At 62.3% G+C, this 26,760-nt stretch carries 20 protein-coding genes; 14 read left to right on the top strand and 6 right to left on the bottom strand.

Going from position 1 to position 26,760, the window contains the following annotated elements:
* Positions 1–329 precede the first annotated feature (329 nt).
* Together BLU37_RS01980 and BLU37_RS01975 are read left to right on the top strand one after the other, a co-directional pair.
* Positions 330–635: a DUF4124 domain-containing protein gene (locus tag BLU37_RS01980; protein ID WP_090202076.1), complete on the top strand. Its 306-nt coding sequence runs from the start codon at positions 330–332 to the stop codon at positions 633–635.
* A 181-nt stretch (positions 636–816) separates the two neighbouring features.
* On the top strand, positions 817–2,442 hold the full coding sequence (locus BLU37_RS01975; protein ID WP_090202075.1) for a methyl-accepting chemotaxis protein: 1,626 nt from the start codon (positions 817–819) through the stop codon (positions 2,440–2,442).
* Here the strand turns inward: BLU37_RS01975 and BLU37_RS01970 are convergent.
* Both BLU37_RS01970 and BLU37_RS01965 read right to left on the bottom strand, forming a co-directional pair.
* Positions 2,407–3,018 carry a DedA family protein gene (locus BLU37_RS01970; protein ID WP_090202074.1) on the bottom strand — a complete coding sequence of 204 codons (612 nt, stop codon included), beginning with the start codon at positions 3,016–3,018 and terminating at the stop codon, positions 2,407–2,409. The two genes, BLU37_RS01975 and BLU37_RS01970, sit on opposite strands and share 36 nt — an antisense overlap.
* Positions 3,019–3,139: 121 nt before the next feature.
* Complete coding sequence (locus tag BLU37_RS01965) at positions 3,140–3,988, bottom strand: AraC family transcriptional regulator (protein ID WP_090202073.1); 849 nt, start codon at positions 3,986–3,988, stop codon at positions 3,140–3,142.
* Between the two features lie 147 nt (positions 3,989–4,135).
* Here BLU37_RS01965 and BLU37_RS01960 point away from each other — a divergent pair, with 147 nt between their 5' ends.
* Positions 4,136–4,960, top strand: a complete 825-nt coding sequence (locus BLU37_RS01960; protein WP_090202072.1) for an alpha/beta fold hydrolase — start codon at positions 4,136–4,138, stop codon at positions 4,958–4,960.
* Positions 4,961–4,985: 25 nt separating this feature from the next.
* Here the strand turns inward: BLU37_RS01960 and BLU37_RS01955 are convergent, their stop codons facing one another.
* On the bottom strand, positions 4,986–5,891 hold the full coding sequence (locus BLU37_RS01955) for a LysR family transcriptional regulator (protein WP_090202071.1): 906 nt from the start codon (positions 5,889–5,891) through the stop codon (positions 4,986–4,988).
* Between the two features lie 102 nt (positions 5,892–5,993).
* Between BLU37_RS01955 and BLU37_RS01950 the strand changes: the two genes are divergently transcribed.
* A complete protein-coding gene (locus tag BLU37_RS01950) occupies positions 5,994–7,202 on the top strand; it encodes an aspartate aminotransferase family protein (protein ID WP_090202070.1) in 1,209 nt (402 codons plus the stop codon).
* 287 nt (positions 7,203–7,489) lie between these two features.
* On the opposite strand, the gene BLU37_RS01945 is transcribed toward BLU37_RS01950, so the two are convergent.
* Positions 7,490–8,194, bottom strand: a complete 705-nt coding sequence (locus BLU37_RS01945; RefSeq protein ID WP_010452694.1) for a hypothetical protein — start codon at positions 8,192–8,194, stop codon at positions 7,490–7,492.
* Positions 8,195–8,543: 349 nt separating this feature from the next.
* On the opposite strand from BLU37_RS01945, the gene bcsQ reads away from it, so the two are divergent.
* The 9 genes from bcsQ to BLU37_RS01900 are packed head-to-tail and all read left to right on the top strand — an operon-like array spanning position 8,544 to position 23,332.
* A complete protein-coding gene (gene bcsQ / locus BLU37_RS01940; protein WP_090202069.1) occupies positions 8,544–9,716 on the top strand; it encodes a cellulose biosynthesis protein BcsQ in 1,173 nt (390 codons plus the stop codon).
* Positions 9,713–11,938, top strand: coding sequence for a UDP-forming cellulose synthase catalytic subunit (gene bcsA / locus BLU37_RS01935; protein ID WP_090202068.1), 2,226 nt, complete (start codon positions 9,713–9,715; stop codon positions 11,936–11,938). Before bcsQ ends, bcsA begins: the two co-directional genes overlap by 4 nt.
* The gene (gene bcsB, locus BLU37_RS01930; RefSeq protein WP_090202067.1) at positions 11,935–14,265 is read left to right on the top strand and encodes a cellulose biosynthesis cyclic di-GMP-binding regulatory protein BcsB; all 2,331 of its coding nucleotides are present in this window, start codon (positions 11,935–11,937) and stop codon (positions 14,263–14,265) included. Before bcsA ends, bcsB begins: the two co-directional genes overlap by 4 nt.
* Complete coding sequence (bcsZ, locus tag BLU37_RS01925) at positions 14,262–15,485, top strand: cellulose synthase complex periplasmic endoglucanase BcsZ (protein WP_090202066.1); 1,224 nt, start codon at positions 14,262–14,264, stop codon at positions 15,483–15,485. The genes bcsB and bcsZ overlap by 4 nt, the downstream gene beginning before the upstream one ends.
* On the top strand, positions 15,467–19,372 hold the full coding sequence (locus BLU37_RS01920; protein ID WP_090202065.1) for a cellulose biosynthesis protein BcsC: 3,906 nt from the start codon (positions 15,467–15,469) through the stop codon (positions 19,370–19,372). The genes bcsZ and BLU37_RS01920 overlap by 19 nt, the downstream gene beginning before the upstream one ends.
* 18 nt (positions 19,373–19,390) lie before the next feature.
* The gene (locus tag BLU37_RS01915) at positions 19,391–20,074 is read left to right on the top strand and encodes an SGNH/GDSL hydrolase family protein (protein ID WP_010452703.1); all 684 of its coding nucleotides are present in this window, start codon (positions 19,391–19,393) and stop codon (positions 20,072–20,074) included.
* Positions 20,075–20,752: a cell division protein FtsQ gene (locus tag BLU37_RS01910; RefSeq protein ID WP_010452706.1), complete on the top strand. Its 678-nt coding sequence runs from the start codon at positions 20,075–20,077 to the stop codon at positions 20,750–20,752.
* A 19-nt stretch (positions 20,753–20,771) separates the two neighbouring features.
* Positions 20,772–22,187: an MBOAT family O-acyltransferase gene (locus BLU37_RS01905; protein WP_090202064.1), complete on the top strand. Its 1,416-nt coding sequence runs from the start codon at positions 20,772–20,774 to the stop codon at positions 22,185–22,187.
* Positions 22,187–23,332: an alginate O-acetyltransferase AlgX-related protein gene (locus BLU37_RS01900; protein ID WP_172832989.1), complete on the top strand. Its 1,146-nt coding sequence runs from the start codon at positions 22,187–22,189 to the stop codon at positions 23,330–23,332. Before BLU37_RS01905 ends, BLU37_RS01900 begins: the two co-directional genes overlap by 1 nt.
* Positions 23,333–23,373: 41 nt before the next feature.
* Here the strand turns inward: BLU37_RS01900 and BLU37_RS01895 are convergent, their stop codons facing one another.
* The gene (locus BLU37_RS01895) at positions 23,374–24,771 is read right to left on the bottom strand and encodes an amino acid permease (protein WP_090202063.1); all 1,398 of its coding nucleotides are present in this window, start codon (positions 24,769–24,771) and stop codon (positions 23,374–23,376) included.
* A gap of 288 nt (positions 24,772–25,059) precedes the next feature.
* On the opposite strand from BLU37_RS01895, the gene BLU37_RS01890 reads away from it, so the two are divergent.
* Positions 25,060–25,845, top strand: a complete 786-nt coding sequence (locus tag BLU37_RS01890) for a DeoR/GlpR family DNA-binding transcription regulator (RefSeq protein WP_090202062.1) — start codon at positions 25,060–25,062, stop codon at positions 25,843–25,845.
* 3 nt (positions 25,846–25,848) lie between these two features.
* On the opposite strand, the gene BLU37_RS01885 is transcribed toward BLU37_RS01890, so the two are convergent.
* Positions 25,849–26,709 (bottom strand): DUF4087 domain-containing protein, encoded by an 861-nt coding sequence (locus tag BLU37_RS01885; protein ID WP_090202061.1) that lies wholly within the window; start codon positions 26,707–26,709, stop codon positions 25,849–25,851.
* Between the last annotated feature and the right edge of the window lie 51 nt (positions 26,710–26,760).

Raw genomic sequence — 26,760 nt, 5'->3', positions numbered from 1 at the left:
GAATGCGATCGAGGTATGGCGAAAGGCTTACAAATGGACACCGAGATCTCCTCTTTCCGGCCTGTGGGCGGGGGGTTAATCTTTACTCACTGCTGCTACGCAAGGATGTGTACAGCGTCATGGAAGACAGACCCAGGCCAGGATGGCCGACGACAGGAGTCGTGATGGTCAGCAAAGAACCCGCTTCGGCGGGTTTTTTGTGGCCGGTGGAAAAGTGATGTTTCACTTAATCTCCCGGTCTTTTGGTCTTAAGATCCGGCCAGCCGTGCGTTGCTGCCCAGCAACTGCACCGAATGTAGGTATGACCGTCGCCGCCAAGGATGCTTAAGATGGGCAAATTCTGGTTTTTCATGATCCTGGCCGTGACCTCGGCTACCGCTATCGCGGGCGATGCCTACAAATGTGTAGGAAATGACGGCAAAGTCAGTTTTGCTTCCCAGCCTTGCGCCCCGGGCCAGGGTGTATCGACCTGGCTGGCTCATACCCAGCACACAGAGCTGCACAGTCTGGTTCCACAGGATGCCAGTGCAGATACGATCAACAAGCGAGCCACGCGCATTTTGCGCACGAGCTATCGCGCCGCCATCCATTACAAGGTCTCGATCGTACCGGCTGCTGGGCAAAAGACGCCCTAGAGCGACCGGATTTCTTGCGCCAGTCACAACAGACTTCCAGTCGGTGTGCAGGGGGCTGGCAGCTGGCCCTATTTTCCGATGTACATTTCAAGTTGTCATATGACTTGCCGATAAGCTGTGAATCGTCGGCGGCCACGCCCACGTCATTTCACTTCGGATCATCCAGGAAAAGGCTGCCGTCATGTTTCTTCGTCGATTGAATATTGCGCCTCGCGCCGCACTCGGGTTCGCTTTGATTGCGTTGCTGGTGGCTCTGCTTGGCCTGTTTGCCCTCGAAAAGATGGCGAGTATCCGGGACAGTGAAGTGGCGGTTGAAACCCAATGGCTGCCGAGTATTCGCGGTGGCGACGAGATTCGCGAGATCATGCTGCGCATCCGTACGATCTCCCTGCGCATGGCCCTGGACCCGGACCCGAAGAATATCGCCACGTACCGTTCCCAGATGGATACCCGCGACAAGGAACTGAGCGCGAAGATCGTTGCATACGACAAGCTGGTGACCACGCCTGAAACGCGCGTCTTGTATGACCAGTTCAAGTCGACCTTCGCCACTTACCGCACAGGTATCGCTCAATCGTTCACGCTGGCGGAGCAGGGGCGACGCGACGAATTGATCAAACTGCTGCTGGTGGACATGAAAACCGTGGTCGACGGTTCCGGCAAGCAGCTCACCGACCTGGCGGACCTCTTCAGCAAGCGGGTCGAGGCCGAGAGCCTGAAGGCCGAGGCGCACTACAGCAGTTCCCGGACCGTCGTCATTCTGTTTATCGCCCTGGCCGCCCTGGCGACCGTGGGCCTGGCAATGTTGCTCACCCGCAGTATCGTCAAGCCGCTGGGTGAGGCACTGGGCGCCGCGCAGAACGTTGCTCGTGGTGACCTGACCCGCGATATCGAGGCGCAAGGCACTGACGAGGTGAGTCAACTGCTCGAAGCGCTGGCGACCATGCAGCAGACTTTGCGCAACACCTTGCAGGGCATCACCGGTTCGTCGGCGCAACTGGCGACCGCAGCGGACGAGTTGAATGCGGTGACGCTCAACAGCACCCGGGACCTGCAACAGCAGAACGATGAAATCGAGCAGGCGGCCACCGCCGTCAATGAAATGACCGCTGCGGTGGAAGAGGTGGCGCGCAATGCCGTGTCCACGTCCGAGGCCACTCGCGAGTCCAGTGAGTCGGCTCAGTTGGGTCAGGAGCGCGTCAGTGAAACGGCCGAGGCGATCAATGCCCTGGCCGGCGAGGTGGAGCAGACCGGCGAACTGGTGCAGTCACTCGCCACCCAGTCTCAGGATATCGGCAAGGTGCTCGATGTGATTCGGGCGATTGCCGAGCAGACCAACCTGCTGGCCCTCAACGCCGCCATCGAAGCGGCCCGTGCCGGCGAGAGTGGGCGCGGTTTCGCGGTGGTGGCTGACGAGGTGCGGGCGCTGGCCCATCGTACTCAACAATCGACCCAAGAGATCGAGCAGATGGTGCATGGCATGCGCAGCAGCTCGACCCAGGCCCTGGATTCGATGCAGGCCAGTTCCCGGCGTGCCGCCAGTACCCTGGTTCTGGCCGAGCGCGCGGGCGATGCCTTGAAGACCATCACGGCCTCGGTGCATCAGATTCATGAGCGTAATCTGGTCATTGCCAGTGCTGCCGAGGAGCAGGCCCAGGTGGCCCGTGAGGTCGACCGCAACCTGGTGAACATTCGCGACCTGTCGCTGCGCTCTGCGGCCGGCGCGAATCAGACCAGCGCTTCCAGCCACGAGCTGGCGCAACTGGCCAACTCACTGCGCGGGATGGTCGGGCAGTTCCGCCTCTGACCGGCGCGCCTTGCGCCGGGCCCGTTGATGGCGGATCAGGGCGATACCGGCCATCAACAGCACCACGCCAACCGCGATGGGCAGACGATAGGGTTTGAGGTTGCCGAACATCTCTTCGAGAAACTCGCCAGCCCAATAACCGCCCGAGGCGAACAGGGTGGCCCAGACCAGTGCCCCGAACAGGTTGATCACACTGAAGCGCAGCGGCGACAGGCCGCTGGCGCCGATTACCAGCGGGCCGACCAGGCGCATGCCGTAGAGAAAACGCACGGAAAACACCGACGCCAAGGGGTAGCGCACGATCAGGCCGGTGACCCGGTCGATCGTCGCCTGTTGGCGGTGCAGGCGTGGCAGCAGGCGGGTACCGAAGAAGCGGCCGGCCCAGAACAGCAACTGGTCGCCGAGCATACCCCCAAGGCTTGCCCAGAAAATCACCGTCCAGAGGTTCAGGACCTGCTGGTGCGCCGCCATGCCGCCCAGAATCAGGATGCTTTCGCCCTCCAGCAGGCAGCCGATGAAGATGGCCCAGTAACCGTAGGTGGCGAGCAGAGAGTTGAAGTCGATGTGTTCAAACATAACGGTGGGTCGATCCGTGTCGCGGTCCGTGGGTGGGCTTGCCTGTGCGTCGAATGGCTAACGGGCAAGCGCCTTGTAGGGTCTGATCGGTCTCTCTGGCGAAAGTGCCCTGGCAAGCGTTTCAGAGCGACTGGACGGGGTTTCTCGGTTCGCTCGACTGGCGTCCCAGCCACTCCCGTGGGCTTTCGCCGATCTTGCGCCGAAAGGCCCGCGCCAGTGCCGACGGGCTTTCGTAACCGACCTCATCGGCGATCAGGGCGATCGGCCGGCCTTCGCGCAGGCGCTTCTGGGCCAGGCTGACCCGCCAACTGAGCACATAGTCTGCCGGGGTCTGACCGACCACCTTGTGAAAGTGCGCGGCAAAACTGGCTCGCGACATGTTGGCCTGCTGTGCCAGGTCGGCCACGGTCCAGGGCCGTTCGGGGTGATTGTGCATCAGGGTCATGGCCCGAGCCAGGCGCAGGTCTGCCAGGCCCGCCATCATCCCGGTGGTCATGCTGTGGTAGGCCATCATGTGGCGCAAAAACTGGATCACCATCAACTCAAACAGGCGGTTCATCACCGCTTCGCGACCACAGTGTTCGGCGAAGGCTTCGCCGAACAGCCAGTCCAGCGTGCCTTCGATCATCGGTACGGCCTTGAGCGGCATGACCAGGGTGTCGGACAGGGCCACCGACAACGGGTTGTCGATCCCCCCATCGAACCGCAACGAGGCGCAGACCAGCTCGGCAGCATCGGCTGCGCCAGCGACCAGGCGATGGGGCAGGGGACGGGGAATGAGGATCAGGCTCGGTTCTTCGACAGACACTGTCCAGCCATCGGCTTCCAGTTGCAGCCGGCCACTCTTGAGCAGGTGGACATGCCCAGAAGGCTTGTGACTGTCGAGCTCGATTTGCCCCAACAGTCGGCCGCTGTGGAAGGTGTTGGCGGCGATACCGAAGTGGGTCAGCAGGGTCGACAGGCGATCCATGGGTGGGTTCTCGCTAGATGGTTTAGACGATCTGCCGCATATAATCGACAAAAAGGCGCCATTCGTAAACGTGTTTTCGCCATCATGGCTCCACGTTCAAGCCGCCGCTTCCGGCGGGTCTGTCACTTCAAACGAAAGGAATTAACGATGAAAACGTCCCGTCTTTCTGCTGTATCGAAACTGTTCGCTGCCGTAGCGATTGCCGCCGGTGCGCTGTCTCTGGGGTGGAGCGGCTCGGCTGCAGCCGCCACGGAACCGGCCAGGAAGGCCACCGTGGTTCTGGTTCATGGTGCTTTCGCCGAGTCTGCCAGTTGGAACGGGGTAATTGCCCGTCTGCAGGCCAAGGGGTATCCGGTGATCGCGGTCGCCAATCCGCTGCACAGTGTGAAAGGCGATTCGGATTATGTGGCCGATATCGTCGAGCATACGCAAGGTCCGGTGATCCTCGTGGGGCATTCCTACGGCGGCGCGGTGATTTCCAACGCCGTCCATGGGCAATCCAACGTCAAGGCACTGGTCTATGTCGCTGCCTTTGCCCCGGAAAAAGGCGAGACCGCCATTGAACTCTCCGGTCGTTTCCCGGGCGGTAGCCTTGGTCCGACCCTGGCACCGCCTGTGAAACTGAAAGATGGCAGCGTCGACCTGTACATCCAGCAGGACAAGTTCCCGGCGCAGTTCGCTGCCGATGTTCCGGCCAAGGAAGCCGCGCTGATGGCTGCAACTCAACGGCCGATCGCCGAGGCCGCGCTCAAGGAAGCTTCCGGCGAGCCGGCCTGGAAGACCCTGCCGTCCTGGTTCATCTACGGTTCGGCGGACAAGAACATTCCCGAGGCGGCGCTGAAGTTCATGGCCGACCGCGCCGGCTCGCGCGAGACCGTGGACATCAAGGGCGCGTCGCATGTGGTGATGGTGTCCCATCCGGACAAGGTGGCGGCGCTCATCGAAGATGCGGCCAAGGCCACTGCCCAGTAAGGTGCTTGAGGGTATGGGTGAAGCCTCAGGGCTTTGCCCATTTCTCCAGGACAAATTCGACGAAGCTGCGCAGCTTGGGCAACCGATAGCGGTCCTGGGCGTAAAGCAGGTTCATCGGCCGTGAAGGCAGTTTGTAGTCGCCCAGCAAGGGCAGCAGTCGTCCCTCGCGCAGATCGTCGCGCAACAGGGCATCGGGCAACATCACGATGCCCATGCCGGCGAGCGCCGCCTGGTACAGCGCCGATGAACTGTTGATGGTCATCGGGCCGCTGACCGGCACCAGAATCTCTCCCTCCGGGCCGCTCAGGCTCCATTGTTTTTCCACCGTCCGCCAGTCATCGCCCGCCGGATAGGCAAAAGCCAGGCAGTCGTGGTGTTCCAGGTCCTGAGGAATCAGCGGGGTGCCCCGGCGCTTGAGGTAGGCAGGCGAGGCGCAGACGGTCAGGGCGTAGTTCTCCAGCGGCCGCGCGATCAGCGCCGATGGCTCGGGAGTGCCCAGGCGGATTGCCACATCGAAGCCGCTGTCGATCAAGTCCTCGCGCTGGTTGCTGAGCATCACGTCGAGCCGGATTCGTGGATAGCGCAGGACGAACTCGCTCAGTGCCGGCGTCAGGCGCTCGGAGCCGAAGGTCAGCGGAGCGGTGATCCGCAGGGTACCGCTCGGTTCGCCCTGGACCTGCTCGGCCAGGCGTTCGGAGTCGGCCACCAGGCCCAGCACTTCAAGACAGCGCTGGTAGTAGGTCGTGCCAAATTCGGTCAGGCGCTGACGGCGGGTCGTGCGATTGAGCAGGCTGACGCCGAGGCGCTGCTCCAACGAGCGCAGATGGTTGCCGACCATGGTGGTGGAAATTCCGCAGTCCAGGGCGGCAGCGGTCATGCTGCCGCTTTCCACCACCTTCACGTATACCTGCATGGCCTGGAACAGGTCCATTATCAATCTCTACTTTAAAATGAATGAAGTTCAAGGGAGTTTATCCAGCTCAGGTGGCTAACGATACTGCTCGCACTACCTCACTGCCTGGAGCCTGCTGTCATGACCGCCGCCTGCCTGATGACCACCTATCAACCGCTCGACCTGGGGTTTGTCAAAGGCCTGGGCACCCGCCTGTGGGATCAGGACGGTCGCGAGTATCTGGATGCCGTGGCCGGGGTGGCGGTGACCAATGTCGGTCACTCCCATCCGCGCCTGGTCGAGGCGATCAGCGAGCAGGCTGGCCTGCTGTTGCACACCTCGAACCTCTACACCATCGACTGGCAACAGCGGTTGGCGCAGCGGTTGTCCGGCTTGTCCGGGATGGACCGGGTGTTCTTCAACAATTCGGGGGCCGAGGCCAATGAAACGGCGCTGAAGCTGGCGCGTCTGCATGCCTGGCACAAGGGTATCGAGCAGCCGTTGGTGGTGGTCATGGAAAACGCTTTCCACGGTCGTACCCTGGGCACACTGTCGGCCAGTGACGGTCCGGCGGTGCGTCTGGGCTACAACGCGTTGCCGGGGGACTTCATCAGGGTCCCGTTCGGCGACCTGCCACTGCTGCACAGTCTGGCGCGCAGCCATGGCGAGCGGATTTGCGCGGTGCTGATGGAGCCGATCCAGGGCGAGGGAGGGGTGCAACCGCCACCGCCGGGTTATCTGAAAGCCGTGCGCGACCTGTGCAAGCGGCGCGCCTGGTTGCTGATGCTCGATGAGATCCAGACCGGGGTGGGGCGTACGGGACAATGGTTTGCTTTCCAGCACGAAGGCATCGTCCCGGACGTGATGACCCTGGCCAAGGGGCTGGGCAACGGCATTCCGATTGGCGCTTGCCTGGCGCGGGGCAAGGCGGCGCAACTGTTCACGCCGGGCAGCCATGGCAGCACGTTCGGCGGTAATCCGCTGGCCTGCCGGGTGGGCTGCACCGTGCTCGATATCATTGAGGAACAGGCACTGGTCGCCAATGCCCGGCACCAGGGCGAACGCCTGCTCGCGCGTTTGCAGGATGAACTGGGCTCGCATCCGCAGGTGATGGCGATCCGTGGTCGGGGCCTGATGATCGGTATCGAACTCAGGCAGCCGGTCCGCGACCTGGCGCTGATCGCCGCCCGCGAACAGGGTGTGCTGATCAACATCACCCGCGGCAAGACCATTCGCCTGCTGCCACCGTTGACGATCGATGCTACGGAGGTGGAGATGATCGTCGCGGGCATCTGTGGTGCGCTGGCGACTGCCGGCGCCGAGTCTGTGGCAAACGCTGCGGCGGTATAGCCAAAGGCTTACACGCCGCACTGGCGATCACGTCTTTGCCCATCCCTGTCGTTGCCCTAATCTACACCCATCACTGCTGCATACGGATGTGCGCAGGATCAAGGATGATCGACCTGGCTAGGACGGCTACCGACAGGATGTTGGGCAGGTCAAAAAAAAACCCGCTTCGGCGGGTTTTTTTGTGTCTGCGCAAAAAGCCACGTGGTGCAGGAGCATTGCCGGCTTGGGTCGGTTGGCTTTCTGGCCGCGGTCCCGCGCCGGCAAGCGCGTCTTTCTGCGAGCCGTTCTTACTGTTGAGCCACGCTGTAACCGGCAAACGCCGTCTGCTGCTGAATCGCGGTGACGATATTCTTGCGTGTCGCCGGCTGTTCATTGCCCTCGTTATCCACAAAGGTTTCGCTCAGCAGTTCGGCCAGATCGCCGTGGCCGGCAAAGGCGAAGCCGAGGAACTCGAACGCCTCGCGGTCGGCGTTGGCCTTGGTGCGTGGCGTGCGCAGCGGGAAGTTGACGCTGGTGCCGTCCTTGCTGATGACGAACACTTCGGCTTCCTTCTTCGCTCGCGCAGTCTTGCCCTTGCCGGCGTTCGGATTGGTCACCGCCTGGTGGGTCTGGTTCAGCACCTTGAGCGCCAGGCCATAGACCAATTCCTGAAACGCCGGATCGTCCTTGTAGCTGGACAGGATCCGGCTGATCGGGAATTTCGTGCTCAGGTCTTCCAGCGCGGCGATTTCTGCAGCTTCGGTATCCTTGAGCTGCTTGAGTTGGCCCATGAGTGTGTAGGCCTGGTCGTCGTCGAAACGGTCGTGTGCCTGGCGGATCGCTACGCGCAACTGGCGGATTTCCTCGCTTTCTCTGGAGGTGTGGAACGCGTCGAGCACCATTTCGCTGATGTTCTTGGCCTGGGCCACATGCTGGGAAAGGTTGATCGCGTTTTCGTATGCGTGCTTGGCGGACAAGTTGGTTACGGCTTCATCGGTATGAGAGTCAGGCATCGAAATTTCGCTATTTCATTTAACAGGGGGTAAGGCTCAAAATGCCGCAGCATTTTTGGGCGGTTAATCTATTGGACCGGCGCGCTGTTGTCACGGCTCAACCGGCGAGCGGCCAGCTCAGAAGCGGGTGGGCGGGTTTTGCCAAATGTTTCAAAGTTGTTCGCCAAAATTTTGGCTTTTCGATTATTCGGGCTGAACAAAATCAATTAGACAACAAAATAATGACACCATCATATTGCTACTACCGGTAGGGGAAGCCGTCGGGAATAATGGACGTTGTAGGACCAGGGTTGGTGCTTGTCCCTTTGGACGCTTGTTTCGAATTTCTATTGTACAAAGGGACACCTGCATGCATCTTTCTGACGATATCGCGAATCTCTTCAAGAGATTCGGAGGTAGTGCGCAAGACTATCTTGAAGTCGAGCCGTCCTATGACTACGCCGAAGAGGCAGCGACTCAACTGATCGAGACGTTGAATGCTCTGCAGCCGGTGGCCCCGGTCGAACCCTTGTCCCAAGCCGCTGTTTCGGCACCCATCGACATCCCGGATGTGCCGTCGCCGGCCGTCTCAGCGCCCCCTGTTTCTGTTGCGCCTGTGCCAGCGGCCGTCAACGCAACGGCGGTTGCCCCGCTGGCAACGGCGGTTGGCGTGACATCCCTGAGCCGGCTGCTGGCGGAAATCGAGCAGCAACGCGAAGTCAGTGCCGTCAATGCTCCTGCGCAGGCCGGTGAGCGCACGGTGCTCAAAGCCAAGGTCATCGCCATGGTCTCGGCCAAGGGGGGCGTCGGCAAGAGCACCTTGGCCGCTGCCCTGGCCAGCACGCTCAAGCGTGACGGTGGCCGGACCCTGGCACTTGATTTCGATCCACAGAATGCCTTGTGTCTGCATCTGGGGGGCAACGACCAATGGCCGGGCATCGCCCAGGATCATTCCCAGCAGGATTGGCGACGTCTGTTGCGTGACGGTTTTTCGGCCAGCCACTGCCTGGCCTATGGCGTGGTGAGCGAGGACGAGCGTGTCGATTTCGAAAGCGCTCTGCGTGCCGATCCGACCTGGCTGGCTCGGCACCTGGCCGGTCTGGAACTGGGCGAGCGCGACACCGTGATCATCGATACACCCTGCGGGGCGACGGCTTACCTGGCCCAGGCGCTGGCCATCGCCGACGTTGCGGTGGTGGTGACGCTCGCCGATGGCGCGTCCTATTCCAGCCTGGAACAGATTGACCGCCTGCTGACGCCTTATCGGCAGGGGGAGAGGCCGTTGTCGTGCAAATATGTCATCAACCAGTTGGATACTTCGCGCCAGTTCAGCCTCGATGTCTGCGAAGTATTGAAAAGAAAAATCGGCAACTCGTTGCTGGGTGTGGTCCGTCAGGATCACTTCCTCGGCGAAGCGTTGGCCTATGAGCGTAATCCGCTGGCGCATACCCCGAGTACTCGAGGCTGCCAGGACATTCTCGACGTGGCAGGCGCGCTGTGCGAACTGCTCATGCAAGGTACGCAAGAGTCTCATCTGTCATGACCATCGATCCCAATTTCACGTCCCAAGACCCGGGGCGCTCCGAGTTGCGCCTCAATTCCTGGCTGGCACACATCAAACAGTGGCCGAGCGTATTGCGCCGCACACTGGTTCTGGCGGGTGCGATCATCGCCTGCCTGTTGCTGGTCTGCATCGTCAGCGCGCCGCTGGATCTTTACACCCAGTGCCTGTTCGCGGCGCTGTGCTTCGGTTCCGCCTTGCTGATCAAGCGCGTACCTGGTCGTTTTCCGATCCTGGCGCTGATCGTGCTGTCACTGGTGGCATCCCTGCGTTATCTGTATTGGCGTCTGACCGATACCCTGGGCTTCGAAGGCTGGCTGGACATGCTGTTCGGCTATGGCCTGGTCCTGGCGGAAATCTATGCACTGGTCGTACTGGTCTTCGGTTACGTGCAGACTGCCTGGCCGCTGCGTCGTCGTCCGGTGCTGCTGAGCGGCGACCCGAATGACTGGCCGACGGTGGATGTGTTCATCCCCACCTACAACGAAGCCCTGAACATCGTGAAGCTGAGCATCTTCGCCGCCCAGGCGATGGACTGGCCGAAAGACAAGCTGCGCGTGCACGTGCTCGACGATGGTCGCCGCGATGAGTTCCGCCTGTTCTGCAACCGCATCGGGGTCAACTACATCACCCGCGACAACAACTTCCACGCCAAGGCCGGTAACCTCAACGAAGCACTCAAGGTGACCGATGGCGAATACATCGCCATGTTCGACGCCGACCACGTGCCGACCCGTTCCTTCCTGCAGATCGGCATGGGCTGGTTCCTCAAGGATTCGAAGCTGGCGATGCTGCAGACGCCGCACTTCTTCTTTTCCCCGGACCCGTTCGAGAAAAACCTCAATACCTTCCGCGCCGTACCCAACGAAGGCGAACTGTTCTATGGTCTGGTGCAGGACGGTAACGACCTGTGGAACGCCACGTTCTTCTGTGGTTCCTGCGCGATCCTGCGTCGCAAGCCGCTGGAAGAGATCGGTGGGGTGGCGGTCGAGACCGTGACCGAAGACGCCCACACCGCGCTCAAGCTCAACCGTGCCGGCTACAACACTGCCTACCTGGCGATTCCCCAGGCGGCGGGTCTTGCGACCGAAAGCCTGTCGCGCCACATCAGCCAGCGTATCCGCTGGGCACGGGGCATGGCGCAGATCTTTCGCGTCGACAATCCCTTGATGGGCAAAGGCCTGAATCTGGGGCAGCGTGTTTGCTACGCCAACGCCATGCTGCACTTCTTCTATGGTCTGCCCCGGCTGGTGTTCCTCACCGCGCCGCTGGCCTACCTGATTTTCGGTGCGCAGATCTTCCACGCCTCGGCGTTGATGATCACCGCCTATGCCTTGCCGCACCTGTTCCACTCCAACCTGACCAACTCCTGCATCCAGGGGCGCTTTCGGCATTCGTTCTGGAACGAGGTCTACGAGACGGTACTGGCCTGGTACATCATGCCGCCGGTGCTGATGGCGCTGGTCAACCCCAAGTTCGGTGGCTTCAACGTCACCGACAAGGGCGGCATCATCGACAAGGAATATTTCGACTGGAAGCTGGCCCGGCCCTACATCGTGCTGCTGGCGCTGAACCTGATCGGCCTGCTGTTCGGCATCCATCAGTTGATCTGGGGCGAGGCCGATACCGAGATCACCGTGCTGATCAACTGTGTCTGGACGCTCTACAACCTGATCATCACCAGCGCTGCGGTCGCGGTGGCTTCTGAAACCCGCCAGGTCCGTTCCGAACCGCGGGTTCGCGCCGAGCTGCCGGTCAGGATCGAGCTGTCCGATGGCACCGAGGTCTACGGCATGACCCAGGATTTCTCCCAGCGCGGCCTCGGCCTCAAGTTGCCGGAGGGCACCACGGTGGCTGCCGGTGAACGTGTGCGCGTGTCGCTGTTCCGCAATTCGCACACCAGTCAGTTCGACACGACCGTGGTGTTCAGCAAGGGCCAGTACCTGGGCGCGCTGTTCGACCCGCTAAGCCTGCGTCAGCAGAGCGAGCTGGTACGCATGACCTTCTCCCGCGCCGACACCTGGGCTACCAGTTGGGGCAGCGGCAAGCTCGATACCCCCCTGTCGGCCCTGCGCGAAGTCAGTGCCATCGGCGTGATCGGCATGGGCGCCTTGTTCAAGGCCATCGTCCTGCAGACCCGCGACCGTCTGGCTGCCAAATCCGCTCATTCGAAACCGCTCGACCCCCTTATGGACAAGTCATGATCATGAAATCCTCGGACCGCCGCGCCGCTCGCTGCCCACGTCACCCTTTCATGCGCCTGGCTTCGTCGGTGCTGTGTCTGGGCGCAATGATTCACATGGCTTACGCCGACACCGCTGTGGGCAACAACGCCGCGCTCAGCCCCGCTGTGGGCAATGTCGTCGTGACCAATGCCGTGGCCCAACCGGCCGGCAGCTACACCCGTGAGCTGACCCTCAAGCAACTGGGGCGCCTGGACACCATGAACCTGCAAGGTGTCGAAGCCTCGGATGCAGTGAACTTCGATATCCGTGCCGATGAAGTGGTCAACGGTGCGCAACTGGTCTTGAGCTACAGCTACTCGCCGGCGCTGCTCGCTGATCTGTCGCAGATCAACGTACTGGTCAACGACGAGGTCGCCGCCAGCCTGGCGCTGCCCAAGGAAGGCGCTGGTCAGCCTCAGCAGCAGGTGGTGAACATCCCGCCGCACCTGATCACCGAGTTCAACCGCCTGCGCCTGCAATTCATCGGGCACTACACCATGCAGTGCGAAGACCCGCAGCACAGCAGCCTGTGGGCCAAGATCAACGTCGGTTCCGAGCTCAAGCTCAGCATTTCGCCGATCGAACTCAAGAACGACCTGTCGATTCTGCCGCTGCCGTTCTTCGACCGTCGCGATTCGCGCCAACTCGAGCTGCCGTTCGTGTTTGCCCGGCAACCGGATAACGCCACGCTTGAAGCTGCAGGCGCCCTGTCGTCGTGGATGGGCGCACTGGCCGCTTATCGTGGCGCCAACTTCACCAGCGTCCAGGGCCAGATTCCCCAGCAGGGCAACGCCATTGTCCTGGTCGAAAGCAAGGAGGCCGTGCAACTGGGCAGCCTGCAGATCCCGGAACTCAAGGGCGCGACGGTCTCCTTGCAGACCAACCCGAACGATCCGCATGGCAAGTTGCTGATCGTCGCCGGTCGTGACGCTGCCGAACTCAAGCTGGCCGCCAGCGCCGTAGCGCTCGGCAGCAAGGCGCTGGTGGGCAACAGCGTGGTCATCGATCATCTCGATCCGCTGAGCCCACGCCGCCCCTACGATGCGCCGAACTGGCTGCCGTCGGACCGCCCCGTGCGCCTGGGTGAGTTGATCGACACCAAGCAGCTCAGCGTGTCCGGCTACAACCCCGGCAGCATCAGCATTCCCATGCGCCTGCCGCCCGACCTGTTCAACTGGCGCGAAGCAGGTGTGCCGCTGGACCTGAAGTACCGCTACACGCCGCAACAGGAATCGGCGAATTCCTCGTTGCTGGTGAGCCTGAACAACACCTTCATGAAGTCGATGCCATTGCCTTCGCTCAAGAGCCTCGACGGTGGCGAAAACCTGCTGGCGATGCTCAAGAAGGATGAAAGCCTGCCGCGCGAAGCCCAGGTGCTGTTGCCGCTGGGTGTCGCCTCGTCGCGCTCGCAGTTGCAACTGCGCTTCATGTTCGACTACATCAAGCAGGGCGAATGCCGCGACATCATCATCGACAACATGCGCGGTCTCATCGACCCGGATTCGAGCCTCGACCTGCGCGGCTTCAACCATTACGTCGCCTTGCCCAACCTGGGGATCTTCAACGACAGCGGCTTCCCGTTCACCCGCCTGGCCGACCTCTCGCAGAGCGCCGTGGTCTTGCCTGATGGCAGTGGCCCGCAGGAATGGGGCGCGTACCTGACCGTGCTGGGTCGGTTCGGCGAGTCCACCGGCTACCCGGCGACGGGCGTGACCGTGGTGCAGCCCAAGGACGTGCAGGCGGTCAGCGACAAGGATCTGCTGGTGTTCGCTTCGGGCGACAACCAGCCATTGCTGCAACAGTGGGCCAACCGCCTGCCGGCGGCTGTCGAAGGGACGGGCCACCGTTTCAATCTGTCCGACCTGACCTTGCGCGTGCGTGACTGGATCAGCCCCGATCCACAGGCCAACCAGCGCAAGCCGCGCCTGCAAGTGACCTACAGCGGTGCCAACAGCAGCACTTATCTGGCCGGCTTCGAGTCGCCACTCAAGGCCGAGCGCAGTGTGGTGGTGATTGCCAGCGGCAAGCCCGAAGGCCTGGCCGATGCCACGGCCGCGCTGATCGGTGGCGATCAGTACAAGGACACCATCCAGGGCAGCCTGGCCGTGGTGCAGGACAAGCGCATCACTTCGCTGGTGGCGGATGAACAGTATTACGTCGGCGACCTGAGCCTGTTCAAGCGCGTGCAGTGGATGCTCTCGCAGAACCTGATATGGATGCTGCTGGTGACGGTCTGCGGACTGGCGCTGGTGAGCCTGCTGCTGTTCCTGTTCCTGCGCTCGCGGGCTCGGAAGCGTCTGTCATGAGTGTGCGCAATTTGAGCGGTGTAAAAGGCCTGGGGCGCTTGCTCGGGCGTGGCCTGCTGCCCCTGGCATTGCTGCTGCCGATGGCGGCGCAAGCCGCCGAGGGCTGCAGCGTGCAGAACTGGCCCCTGTGGAAGAACTATGCCGAGCGCTTCGTGCAGAAGGACGGACGCATGCTGGGTTCGAGCATGGACCCCAACCAGAGCAGTTCCGAGGGCCAGTCCTACGGTATGTTCTTCGCACTGGTCGCCAACGACCCGGTGACCTTCGATGCCCTGTGGCGTTGGACCCGGGACAATATGGCCGGTGCCGATATCGCGCAGAACCTGCCCGGCTGGTTGTGGGGGCCGACACCGGCCGGTACCTGGGGGATCATCGACAAGAACTCTGCCAGCGATTCCGATCTGTGGTTCGCCTACGCCTTGCTCGAAGCCGATCGCCTGTGGAAAAAACCGGCTTACCGGGCCGATGCGCAGCGGATTCTGGACAACGTGCAAAAGACCCTGATCCGCGACATCCCCGGGCTCGGCAAGATGCTCCTGCCAGGACCTGTGGGTTATGAACACCCGGATCAGCTGTGGCGTTTCAACGCCAGCTACACACCGATCCCGCTGTTGCGGCGCTTCAACAAGGAGCTTCCCGCCGGCCCCTGGAACGCAGTGGCCGAAAGCACCGCGAAGATGATCGCCGACAAGAACATGAACCGTTTCGGCTTTGTCCCGGACTGGGTGGGGTATCGCGGGACGGACCTCAACAAGGGCATGTTCGTGGTCGACAAGTTCACCAATGCGCTGGGCAGCTACGATGCGATCCGTACCTACCTCTGGGCCGGCCTGACGTCGCCGGCCGATCCGCTGGCCAAGCCGATGCTCGACCATCTCGATGGCATGGCACAGTCCACCGCGTCCACTGGCGTGCCGCCGGAGAAGGTCCAGGTACTGACCGGCGCCACCGAGGGTATCGGGCCCTACGGTTTCTCGGCATCGCTGGTGCCGTACCTGCGGGCCAAGGGGCTGCCATTGCTGGCGGACCAACAGCAACGCCTGGTTGACCAGGCGATTGCGCACTTCACCGATCCGGCCGACCCGGCCTATCAACAGCATCAGTATTATCACGTGATGCTGAGCCTGTTTTCCCTGGGCTGGAGTGAACACCGCTATCAGTTCAACAAGGACGGCACTGTGAACGTATCCTGGGAGGCCGCATGCGCCAGCAAACCCTAGCCCTGGCGGTCTGTGCCGCCCTGGCTTCCAGTGTCGGCTTCGCCGCCGAAACCGGCAGCCCGCAATCGTTGCTGATCCAGCAGGGTTATTACTGGCAGGCCAAGGAAAAACCCGATCGCGCGGCCGAGGCCTGGAGTCGTCTGCTGAGCCTGGACGCCAATCAACCGGATGCGCTGTACGGCCTGGGCCTGATCGAGGTACAGCGCCAGCGCATCGCCAACGCGCAGAATTACCTGGCTCGCTTGCAGGCGATCCAGCCGCTGCCGCGTCAGGCACTGCAGCTTGAGCAGGACATCGCCCTGAGCCCGCCGGAAAAGAAACAACTGCTGGAAAAAGCCCGCGAGTTGAGCGATGCCGGCGAGCGCGACCAGGCCGTTGCGGTCTATCGACAACTGTTCGATGGCCACCAGCCGCAGGGCCTGATCGCCCGCGAGTATTACAACACCCTGGGTTTCTCCACCGGCGGCTGGCCGGAGGCCCGTGTCGGTCTGGAGCGCCTGCACCGCGAACGTCCGGACGATGCGATCCTCGACCTGTGGTTGGCACTGCACCTGGCACGTAACCCCGAGAGTCGCCCGGAAGGTATCCGTGCCCTGGCGCGGCTCTCGCATAACCCGGACATCGGCGGCAACGCCGACGAGACCTGGCGCTTCGCCCTGGTCTGGCTCGGGCCGCCGTCGCGGGACCAGGTCTCGCTGTTCGAGCAGTACCTGCAGGCGCACCCGGATGACAGCGAGATCCGCGCATTGATGAACAAGGGCATCGCCCAGGGCCGCACAGGTTCCGGTTGGCAGCGCGATCCGCATGTCGCCCGCGGCCTCAAGGCGCTCGATGCGGGCGACCTGGCGACCGCCGAGCAGGAATTGCAGGCACGCCTCAAGGACAAGCCCGACGACTACGATGCCCTGGGTGGCATGGGCATCCTGCGCCAACAGCAGAAACGCCTCGGTGAAGCGGAAAACTATCTGGTGCAGGCGACCCGCACCGGTGCCGGTGCGCAATGGAAAAGCGCCCTTGAAGACGTGCGTTACTGGATTCTTCTCGACCGTGCCAATGACGCCCAGCGCAGCGGCCGCCAGGCCCAGGCGCGGGAACTGATCGAGCAAGCCATCGCCAAGAACCCGGTGGAGCCCGCTGGCCCGACCGCACTGGCGGGTTGGTACGCCCAGGCCGGACAGTTGGATACCGCCGAAGCCGGTTATCGCCAGGTGCTGGCGAGAAATGCCAACTACCCGGATGCCTTGAGTGGACTGATCGGCGTGCTGTCGCGGGCTGGCAAGTCCGACGAAGCCTTGCAACTGATCGATCGGCTGTCATCGGCGGAACAGGCTCGCCTGGCGCCGAGCGTGCATATTCGGGCATTGCGCGCGACTCAGGTGGCCAAGCTCGCCGAGCGTCGTGGTGATCTGACCGGTGCGCAGAAAGCCTACAAGGAAGCTCTGGCCGACGATCCGAAAAATCCCTGGATCCGTTTCGCCCTGGCCCGGGTCTACCTGCGCCAAGGTCAGGCCCAGGTCGCTCGTGATCTGATCGACGAGTTGCTCAAGCAGCAACCCGACCAGCCCGATGCGCTCTACACCAGCACCTTGCTCTCGGCCGAACTGGGCGAGTGGACCAAGGCCCTGCGCACGCTGTCGCGGATTCCGGCGGCCAAGCGCAGTACCGACATGAACGAGATGGAGCTGGACATCCGCCTGCACGTGCAGACCGAACTGGCGGTGGACGTTGCCCGTCGCGGTCAGCGCCAGGACGCCTGGGGCCTGCTGTCGCGCTGCGAACCGCTGACCCGTGGCAAGCCCGAGCGCGTGGCGGTGCTGGCCAGCGCCTATGCCGAAGCCGGTAACCCGGACCAGGCCGTCAGCCTCATGCGTGACCTGCTGGACAAGTCCGAATCGACCCCGGATCTGCAATTGTTGTACGCGGGCGTGTTGCTCAAGGCCGACCGGGATGCCGAGGCCAGCGAGATCCTGCGTCAGTTGCAGGGCAAGCCGATGGGCGAGACCGCCAGCAAACGGTATGAGGACCTGGTGTTTCTCTACCGGGTCAAGCAGGCCGATGAGCTGCGTGAGAAGAATGACCTGGTCGCCGCCTACGACATGTTGTCGCCAGCGCTGCAGCAGCGTCCGAATGACAGCCTGGCGATTTCCTCGCTGGCACGCATGTACGCTGCCAGTGGCAACGTCGACAAGGCGCGCAACCTTTATGAACCGCTGATCAAGGCCGACCCCGGCAATGCCAAGCTGCAACTGGGCCTGGCTGATATCGCCATGCAGGGCCGCGACTACTCGTTGGCCGAGCATTCCGTGGAAAAGGCCCTGGAACTCGAGCCTGGCGTGCCGCTGACGTTGACCGCTTCGGCGCGAATCTATCGCGAAATGGGCAAGACTGGCGAAGCCGCCCGTTTGCTGCGCAAGGCCATCGAGATCGAGAACGGCCAGCGGGTCGACACCTATGTTGCCAACGTTGCGAGTGGCAGCGCCGTGTCGTCCAACCCCTTCGTCGGGTTGGCCGGACAGCGTCGCCAGGGTACGGCACTGGCCCAGGCGTCGTTGATTCCGCCGCCGGTCGACGCTTCATCCACTGGCCTGAGCGCGGGTGACATGGAACTGATTCCGGCTCCGGTCGCGCAGAAGGCTCAGGCCACTGCGCCCGCCCCGGTCGCCAGCCGCAGCGCCAATCCGTTTGGCGAGGAGGCCTATGCACGCGACACCGCACCCGGAGCGGGCTTGAGCCCGGCGCAGGCGGCGCTCAACGATATTCTCCAGGACCGCACGGGTTATGTGGTTCAGGGGCTCACTGTGCGCAACAACAACAGCGAGAAGGGCCTGGGCAAGCTGACGGACATCGAGACACCGTTCGAAGCCAGTTTCCCTGTCGGCTCGAACCTGGCGAGCATCGCCTTGCAGGTCACTCCGGTCTTCCTGTACTCGGGCAGCCCCGGTGCCAATGGTTCGTCACGCTTCGGCACCAGTGGCACCGCTCTCGTCGGTAGCCAGAAGGACAGCGGGGTCGGTTTGGCCGTGGCCTATCGTGACAAGGACAACGGGCTCAAGGCTGATGTCGGCATGAGTCCGATCGGCTTTACCTACAGCACGCCGATCGGTGGTGTCAGCCTCAACCGGCCATTCTCCGCCAACCCGAACTTCAGCTATGGCGTCAGTGCTTCGCGCCGTATGGTCACCGATAGCGTGACCTCGTTCGCTGGCTCCCGTGATCCGCGTACCGGCGAGAAGTGGGGCGGTGTTACCGCCAATGGCGTGCGGGGCGAGTTGGGCTACGACAACCAGAAGTTCGGTGCCTACGGCTACAGCTCGGCGCATCTGCTGGAGGGCCACAATGTCGACGACAACAACCGCTTCGAACTGGGCAGTGGTGTCTACTGGTACCTGCGCAACACGCCGGGCAGTATCCTCACCGTGGGTCTGAGCGGCTCCGCCTTGCACTACTCCGAGAATCAGGATTTCTACACCTATGGCCATGGCGGCTACTTCAGTCCGCAGACCTTCTTCGCCCTGGGCGTGCCGGTCAGTTGGTCGCAGCGCACCGAGCGCTTCACCTACCGGATCAAGTCCTCGATCGGTGTCCAGCATATCGGTCAGGACAGCGCCGAGATCCTCCCCGGCCACAGCGAGTATCAGGCCAATGCCACGGCAGCCGGCCTGAGCCGCTATGACGGCGATAACAAGACCGGCATCGGCTACAGCTTGAGCGCTGCCGGCGAATACAAGTTCGGTTCAAACTTCTTTCTCGGCGGTACGCTTGGCGTGGACAATGCCAGTGATTACCGTCAGGTCGCCGGTGGTCTGTACCTGCGTTATACCTTTGAGGACATGACCGGTCCGATGGACCTGCCTGTCAGTCCCTTTGGTTCCCCCTATTCGAATTGATTCAACGAGGAATGTTTGATGGCTTCTTCCGTGCTCGCTGGTTTGACCTTGCTCGTGATTGGCGAAAGCCACATGAGTTTTCCCGACTCGCTGATGAACCCGCTGTATGACAACCTGACCCAGCAGGGTGCCCAGGTGCATGCGATCGGTGCCTGTGGCGCCAACCCGGCCGACTGGGTCACACCGAAACTCAAGCTCGACTGCGGCGCTACCCGCGAGCCCGGCGAAAAGATCAAGGTCATGAGCCGTGGCACCATGGACACCCAGCCGATCAAGGACGTGATCGCCAAGGACAAGCCGGACCTGGTGGTGTTGATCATGGGTGACACCATGGCCTCCTACAAAACCACGCCGTTTCCCAAGGTCTGGGCCTACCAGAGCGTGACCGCGCTGACCAAGCAGATCGCCGACAGCGGCGCCAAGTGCGTCTGGGTCGGGCCGGCGTGGGGCAAGGCCAACGGCAGCAACACCAACGAGAACACCTACGGCAAGAACCAGGTGCGTACGCAACTGGTCGCCGGCACCCTGGCGAACATGGTCGCGCCATGCACCTACATCGACTCGACCAAGTTCTCCAAACCGGGCGAGTGGATCACCTCCGACGGCCAACACTTCACCATTGCCGGCTACAAGTCGTGGGCGGCGGCGATCGGCAAATCCATCGGTGAACTGCCGGCGAGCGCCGTGAAGGGAGCGAAATAAGTGAAACGGACTTTTGGTCTTGTCGGCGGCCTCCTCGGGGCTGCCCTGATCGCGCCGGCGTTCGGTGCGCAGATCGCCCTGTATCCCACCGGTCCTTCCCAGGACTCGGCCTATCTGCGCTTCGTCAACGTGTCCGCCAGCCCCCTGGAGCTGACGCCCGACGGGGCCAAGACCAGTCTGAAGCTTGAAGGCGACAAGACCGTCAGCGACTTCATCCCGGTACCCGGTGGCCAGTCGATCAAGGGCACCTTGAGCCGTGACGGTCACAAGGTCGCGCTGGACGCGAAGGTCGCTGCTGGCGACTTCGCCACGGTGTTTGCCCTGGACGATGGCAAGCAGGGTATTCGCCAACTGGTGGTCAACGAAGCTTTCGACATTCCCAATCAGCTCAAGGCCTCGCTGGCGCTGTTCGATGCCGACTCCGGTTGCGCCGAGGCCCGGGTCAACCTGGCCGGGCGCGATGTCGACCTGTTCCAGAAAGCCCCGGCCGGCAATCCGCGACGCCAGGAACTCAACCCGCGTGGCTCGCTGGCGGTCCAACTGGTCTGTGCCGGCAAGCCGGTCGGTGCGTCTGTCGAACTCGGAGCGTTGGAGGCCAACAAGCGCTACAGTCTGTTGATACTGCCTTCATCGACGGGGCCGCGCCTTATTACCGCCACGGACAGCGTGTCCAACTGAATCGGAAGCACCCGTCGCCATGGTTTTCGCCTCGCTCGAGTTCCTGACGCTGTTCCTGCCTGCGTTCCTGCTGGTCTATGCCTTGGCAAGACCGGCATGGCGCAACGTCATCCTGCTGATCGGCAGTTGGCTGTTCTATGGCTGGCTCAGCCCGTTGTTCCTGTTCCTGCACATGGTCCTGACGGTGCTGGCCTGGGTTGGCGGCCTGCTGGTCGACCGCTCGCGGGAGGACGGCCGTGGGCGTATCCGGCTGCTGGTGGCGTTGATCGTGATCAACACTGCCGTGCTCTGCTGGTACAAGTACGCCAATATCCTTGTCGGTACCTGGAACGAGCTGATCATCGGATACGGCGCGATGCCGATTGCCTGGCAGAAGGTGGCGTTGCCGGCGGGGCTGTCCTTCATCGTGCTGCAGGCGATTTCCTACCTGGTCGATGTGCATCGGCACGTGGTCCCGGTGGAGCGTAGTTTCATCAACTACGCGACCTACATCTCCATGTTCGGTCACTCCATTGCCGGCCCGATCATTCGTTATGACTGGGTTCGTCGCGAGCTCAACCAGCGTTACTTCAACTGGCTGAATTTCTCCCTGGGTGCACGCCGTTTCATGATCGGCATGTGCATGAAGGTGCTGGTGGCGGACACGCTGTCGCCGTTGGTCGACGTGGCTTTCCATCTGGAAAACCCATCGTTCGTCGATGCCTGGATCGGCTGCCTGGCGTACTCGCTGCAACTGTTCTTCGACTTCGCCGGCTACAGCGCCATGGCCATCGGCCTGGGCCTGATGCTGGGCTTTCACTTCCCGGAGAACTTCAATCGTCCGTATCTGGCTTACAGCATCCAGGACTTCTGGCGGCGCTGGCATCTGTCGTTGTCCAGCTGGTTGCGCGATTACCTGTACATCTCGCTGGGTGGCAATCGCAAGGGCTCCTGGAAAACCTATCGCAACCTGTTCCTGACCATGGCCATCGCCGGTCTGTGGCATGGTGGTGATAGCTGGAACTACCTGCTGTGGGGTTCGGCCCATGGTGTGGCGTTGTGCGTCGACCGTGCCTGGTCGCGCTCCAGTCTGCCGGGCCTGCCGCGCTGGGCCTCGCACACGGCGACGCTGCTGTTCGTGTGCCTGGCGTGGACGCTGTTCCGCTCTCCGGATTTCGCCACGGCGTTGAGCATGTATGGCGGCCAGTTCGGTCAGCACGGTTTGGCCCTGGGCGATGCGCTGGCGGTGACCCTGCGGCCGGTACACGGCCTGGCGGCCTTGCTTGGGGTGGTGTGCATCCTCGCGCCGCTGTTGCAAACGCGTTGTGAAAGACGATTCGCCGGCAGTGCGTGGTTCGCGCTGACTGCGGCCCTTTGGCCCGTGCTCGGGTTCATGCTGTCGTTCGCTCTGATCGCCAGCCGTGAAGCCGTGCCCTTTCTGTACTTTCAGTTCTGATGACCAAACCAACGCAATCCCCGTCGACCGCCCCCACGCCCCCCACGGAGCTGGCGCTACGCGTCAGCCCGTTGGCAGGGGTGATCTTCATGCTGTTCCTGGCGCTGGGCCTGGTGTCCTGTGTCTGGCTGATGTTCAAGGGCAAGATCGAGTTCCTGCCCAAGACCGTCACCCAGGACATGTTGCTGCACGGCGACATTACCCATCGGTTTGCCAAAACCCTGTCCGATGCCCCGGTACCGAAACAGGCTGCCGATCTGGAACGGGGCGGCAGCTGGCTGGCCTTCGGCGATCTCGGTCCGCGGGTACGTGAAGGTTGTCCGGACTGGCTGTTCCTCACCGATGAGCTGCGGCTGAACCGCAATGCCGCGCTCAATGCCCGGGCCAAGGTTCAGGCGGTGAGTGAGTTGCAGCAGGCATTGGGCAAGCGGGGCATCCAGTTGGTGGTGGCAGTGGTGCCGGACAAGAGCCGGATCGTCGCCAGCCAACTGTGCAAGCTGAGCCGCCCGGCGGTGTTGGCACCCCGAATTGATGAATGGCTGGGCTTGTTGCAGGGCGCTGGGGTGACTGCGCTGAACCTGACACCGACCTTGCAGGCAGTTGGCGAGGCGGCCTATCTGCGAACCGATACGCATTGGAGCGAAGCCGGGGCGAAGGCTGCGGCGGGGCAGGTTGCCCGGATGATCGAAGGGCTGAAGTTCGAGCCGACGCCACGCAAGCATTTTGACCTGGTGGGCGAGCCGAGTGCCGTGCGTCCGGGAGACCTGGTGCGCCTGGCGGGTATCGATTGGTTGCCGACGAAGTTGCAGCCACGGGTTGAGAACGTGGCGGCAACGCAGATCAAGGAGCAGGTGCAGGAAGCGGGTGGTGACAATCTCGACGACCTGTTCGGCGACGACAACCTGCCCAATACGGCGTTGATCGGCACCTCGTTTTCGCGCAACTCGAACTTCGTCGGTTTCCTCGAAGCGGCACTGGGCGCACCGGTAGGCAATTTCGCCAAGGACGGCGGCGAGTTCTCCGGCGCGGCCAAGGCCTACCTCGACAGCCCGGCGTTCAAGCAGACGCCGCCGAAGCTGATCGTCTGGGAGATTCCCGAGCGCGATTTGCAGACGCCGTACGACGGGGCTGTGCGTTTGCCTTGAACAAGGGGACCTGGTGGTCCCCTTGTGCTTCATGCCGGTGATCAGGCCGTGCGGGGCGAGCCCTTCGCCAGGCGCAGGCGGTACAGTCCATAGATGAACAGCACCCATACCGGCATCACGTAGACCGAGACGGCGATGCCCGGGATCATCAGCATCACGACGAGGATCATCGCGACGAACGCCAGGCACAGGTAGTTGCTGAACGGTGTCCAGAACGCCTTGAAGCCCGGCACCACGCCTTGCTGCTCCATGGCCTTGCGGAATTTCAGGTGGGTCAGGCTGATCACGATCCAGTTGATGATCAACGAGGCGACCACCAGTGCCATCAACAGCTCCAGTGCCTCATGGGGCGCGACGTAGTTGACCACCACGCAGAGCAGGGTGACCAGCGCCGAGACACCGATGGCCCGCACGGGGACGCCCTGCTTGTTCAGTTTCATCAGCGACTTCGGCGCATCACCTTGTTCGGCCAGGCCGAACAACATGCGGCTGTTGCAGTACACGCCGCTGTTGTACACCGACAGCGCGGCGGTCAGCACCACCACGTTGAGGATCTGGGCGGCGGTGTCGCTGCCGATCAGGGCGAAGATCTGCACGAACGGGCTGCCGCTGTAGGCGTCGCCGGAAGCACCCAGGGTGACCAGCAACTGGTCCCACGGATACAGCGACAACAGCACGGTCAGTGCGCCGACGTAGAAGATCAGGATGCGCAAGACCACCTGGTTGATCGCCTTGGGGATCACCTTGCGCGGCTCGCTGGCCTCGGCGGCGGTGATGCCGACCAGCTCCAGGCCACCGAACGAGAACATGATGAAACACAGCGCCATCAGCAGGCCGCTGACGCCGTTGGGGAAGAAGCCGCCATGGCTCCACAGGTTGCTGATCGTGGCCTGCGGGCCGCCGACACCGCTGACCAGCAGGTAGACGCCAAGGGCGATCATGCCGACGATGGCCACCACCTTGATGATCGCGAACCAGAACTCGGCCTCACCGAAGGTCTTCACGTTGGTCAGGTTGATCAGGTTGACCAGTACGAAAAATACCGCTGCGCTGACCCAGGACGGTACCTCAGGCCACCAGAATTGCACGTACTTGCCCACTGCAGTGAGTTCGGCCATGCCGACCAGTACGTAGAGCACCCAGTAGTTCCAGCCGCAGAGAAAGCCCGCATAGCCGCCCCAATACTTGTGGGCGAAGTGGCTGAAGGAGCCGGCCACCGGTTCCTCGACGATCATCTCACCCAATTGGCGCATGATCAGGAAGGCGATGAAACCGCAGATCGCGTACCCGAGGATCATTGCCGGTCCGGCGGACTTGAGCACCCCGGCGGAACCGAGGAACAGCCCGGTACCAATCGCCCCACCGAGGGAAATCAGCTGGATATGGCGGTTTTTCAAGCCGCGCTTGAGCAAACCCGGTGTCAGGTTGTCACCCGTCATTGCTTCACCTTCTGTAGTTTTTCTTCTCAGCGGGGCCCTGACTGGATCAGATCTGCAACCGGTACTGAGTGCTCGACATAAGCGGCGTGGATATTAAATCCCGAAGGGGGGAGGCTCAAGTATTACGCGGGCTCGCGGGCAAATTAGGCGTTGAATCGGAGCTTTCTGACAGCTTGATGGCTTGGGGTGGAAGGCTCAGGCGCATTATCGCGGGTTTGCCTGATTGTGGGAGTGGCTGTTATACAGTGCGCTTGAAGTCGGCATAAACATGCATAGTCAGGCGAAAACATGCAAAACCTTCATTCTTCCTCCGAACTGCCCCATGTCCGGCGGCAGAAGATCCTGCTGTTGCTGGAGCGCGACGGCAAGGTCATGGCCTCGGAGTTGAGCCAGCATTTTTCGGTGTCCGAAGACACCATCCGCCGTGACCTGGCCGAGCTGTCCCAGGCCGGTTTGCTGCAACGGGTTCATGGCGGCGCCTTGCCGCGGCCCAAGGACACCGGCAAGGACTACTTCACCCGCATCGCCGAGACCGACGAGGTAAAACGGCACCTGGCCCAATTGGCGGTGCAGCGGATCGAGGACGGGCAGATCGTCCTGTTCGACTCGGGCAGTACCACCCTGCAGATCGCCCAGTCACTGCCGGTGGGCCTGTCCATCACCGCCGTTACCTGTTCGCCGATGATTGCCATGAGCCTGGCCGAGCACCAGGGCGTCACGGTGATTCTCGCGGGCGGCACGTTGAACCCGGCCACCATGGCGGTGGAGGGGCATGAGGCGGTACGACTGATCCGGGGGATCAAGGCGGACCTGTTGTTCACGGGCGTCTGTGCGATTCATCCACAAGTCGGCATCAGTTGCTCGCGTTACGACGAGTTGGCCGTCAAGCAGGCGCTGCTCGACAGCGCCTCCCAGGTGGTGGCCGTGACCACTGCGGACAAGCTCGGTGCGGTGGAGCCGTTCGTGGTGGCGCCTTGTGCGCGGTTGCAGACGATGTTCACCGAGCAACACCTGACGGACGATATCGAGGCGTATCGGCTTTTGGGAATCGAGGTGGTGCAGGCGCGGGTGTGACGGCTACTTCTCGTCAAACCGCACCGAGCGAATGATTGCGTCGAGGGTGTCGAAGTCCTGATAGTAACCGACGGTGTCGAACAGGAGTTGGGTCTTGGCGTTGTAGACAATCGCCATCAGACAGGTGCCGCCGGCTGCGTGAAAACCGGTTTCGGCATCGCTGACACCACAGGTCTGGGTGGTTTGCATGCCTTTCCAGCCGGGGCCTTCGATCAGGTCGACGGGGCTGGGCGAGTCCATGCCTGCGCTGCGCATCCAGACGCCATCTTCCAGGGAGAAGATCATGCTGCCGGCCGCCTGCTGCAGGGTGCCATGCTGGACGCACAGGTTGAGGGTGTACTCTTCGTTGGTGCGGGTTTTCGGTTGATTGAGGTTCAGGCAATTCTGGACCTTGCTGACCTTCCAGCCTTTTGGATAGCTGAAGCTGAAGCCTGTGGCCTGGTAGGACGTCATCGCGCCTTTCGGGGCAGGCGGCGGGGCGAGTGGGTGTTCCGGTTCCCGCAGCTTTGTATCGTTGCGACAGGCCGCCAGTGGACGGGCGGTGGCCTTGGTCAGGTTGTTCAACTGGTGGGTATCGGGATCGGCGCTGGCGGTCATGCAGCCACAACCGTAGCCGTAATGGCCGTTGGTGCGGACCCACTGCGCACCGCTGAACTGTGGCCAGTCGCCTTCGGCCTGGTAGCCGCCCTGGCTGGCGATTTCCCAGGTGCCGTTACGGTCGGTGAGGGTGGCATTGGCCGGTGTCGGGTTTTCGAACCAGCCGCAGCGCCGTTCCACCTTGGCGGCGGCATGGGCCGGCAGGGCCAGGCAAGCCAGCATGAGGGCCAGCAGGCAGTGCTGGTTGCGCGGGGAAAGACGGAGCATGAAACATCCTTGTCGTTGATCATTTCGGGACGGCGCGGCACAGGCCTGTCC

This window comes from Pseudomonas asplenii (assembly GCF_900105475.1).
Lineage (GTDB): Bacteria > Pseudomonadota > Gammaproteobacteria > Pseudomonadales > Pseudomonadaceae > Aquipseudomonas > Aquipseudomonas asplenii.
This window is presented reverse-complemented; position numbering and strand designations above follow the sequence as displayed.

Excerpts from the sequence above, each read along its gene's own strand:
- BLU37_RS01950 (WP_090202070.1), top strand. The coding sequence starts at position 5,994 with ATGACCGCCGCCTGCCTGATGACCACCTATCAACCGCTCGACCTGGGG.
- BLU37_RS01895 (WP_090202063.1), bottom strand. The coding sequence starts at position 24,771 with ATGACGGGTGACAACCTGACACCGGGTTTGCTCAAGCGCGGCTTGAAA.
- BLU37_RS01890 (WP_090202062.1), top strand. The coding sequence starts at position 25,060 with ATGCAAAACCTTCATTCTTCCTCCGAACTGCCCCATGTCCGGCGGCAG.
- BLU37_RS01920 (WP_090202065.1), top strand. The coding sequence starts at position 15,467 with ATGCGCCAGCAAACCCTAGCCCTGGCGGTCTGTGCCGCCCTGGCTTCC.
- BLU37_RS01955 (WP_090202071.1), bottom strand. The coding sequence starts at position 5,891 with ATGGACCTGTTCCAGGCCATGCAGGTATACGTGAAGGTGGTGGAAAGC.
- BLU37_RS01965 (WP_090202073.1), bottom strand. The coding sequence starts at position 3,988 with ATGGATCGCCTGTCGACCCTGCTGACCCACTTCGGTATCGCCGCCAAC.
- bcsA (WP_090202068.1), top strand. The coding sequence starts at position 9,713 with ATGACCATCGATCCCAATTTCACGTCCCAAGACCCGGGGCGCTCCGAG.
- bcsZ (WP_090202066.1), top strand. The coding sequence starts at position 14,262 with ATGAGTGTGCGCAATTTGAGCGGTGTAAAAGGCCTGGGGCGCTTGCTC.
- BLU37_RS01900 (WP_172832989.1), top strand. The coding sequence starts at position 22,187 with ATGACCAAACCAACGCAATCCCCGTCGACCGCCCCCACGCCCCCCACG.
- BLU37_RS01945 (WP_010452694.1), bottom strand. The coding sequence starts at position 8,194 with ATGCCTGACTCTCATACCGATGAAGCCGTAACCAACTTGTCCGCCAAG.
- BLU37_RS01970 (WP_090202074.1), bottom strand. The coding sequence starts at position 3,018 with ATGTTTGAACACATCGACTTCAACTCTCTGCTCGCCACCTACGGTTAC.
- BLU37_RS01885 (WP_090202061.1), bottom strand. The coding sequence starts at position 26,709 with ATGCTCCGTCTTTCCCCGCGCAACCAGCACTGCCTGCTGGCCCTCATG.
- BLU37_RS01980 (WP_090202076.1), top strand. The coding sequence starts at position 330 with ATGGGCAAATTCTGGTTTTTCATGATCCTGGCCGTGACCTCGGCTACC.
- BLU37_RS01915 (WP_010452703.1), top strand. The coding sequence starts at position 19,391 with ATGGCTTCTTCCGTGCTCGCTGGTTTGACCTTGCTCGTGATTGGCGAA.
- BLU37_RS01905 (WP_090202064.1), top strand. The coding sequence starts at position 20,772 with ATGGTTTTCGCCTCGCTCGAGTTCCTGACGCTGTTCCTGCCTGCGTTC.
- bcsB (WP_090202067.1), top strand. The coding sequence starts at position 11,935 with ATGATCATGAAATCCTCGGACCGCCGCGCCGCTCGCTGCCCACGTCAC.
- bcsQ (WP_090202069.1), top strand. The coding sequence starts at position 8,544 with ATGCATCTTTCTGACGATATCGCGAATCTCTTCAAGAGATTCGGAGGT.
- BLU37_RS01975 (WP_090202075.1), top strand. The coding sequence starts at position 817 with ATGTTTCTTCGTCGATTGAATATTGCGCCTCGCGCCGCACTCGGGTTC.
- BLU37_RS01960 (WP_090202072.1), top strand. The coding sequence starts at position 4,136 with ATGAAAACGTCCCGTCTTTCTGCTGTATCGAAACTGTTCGCTGCCGTA.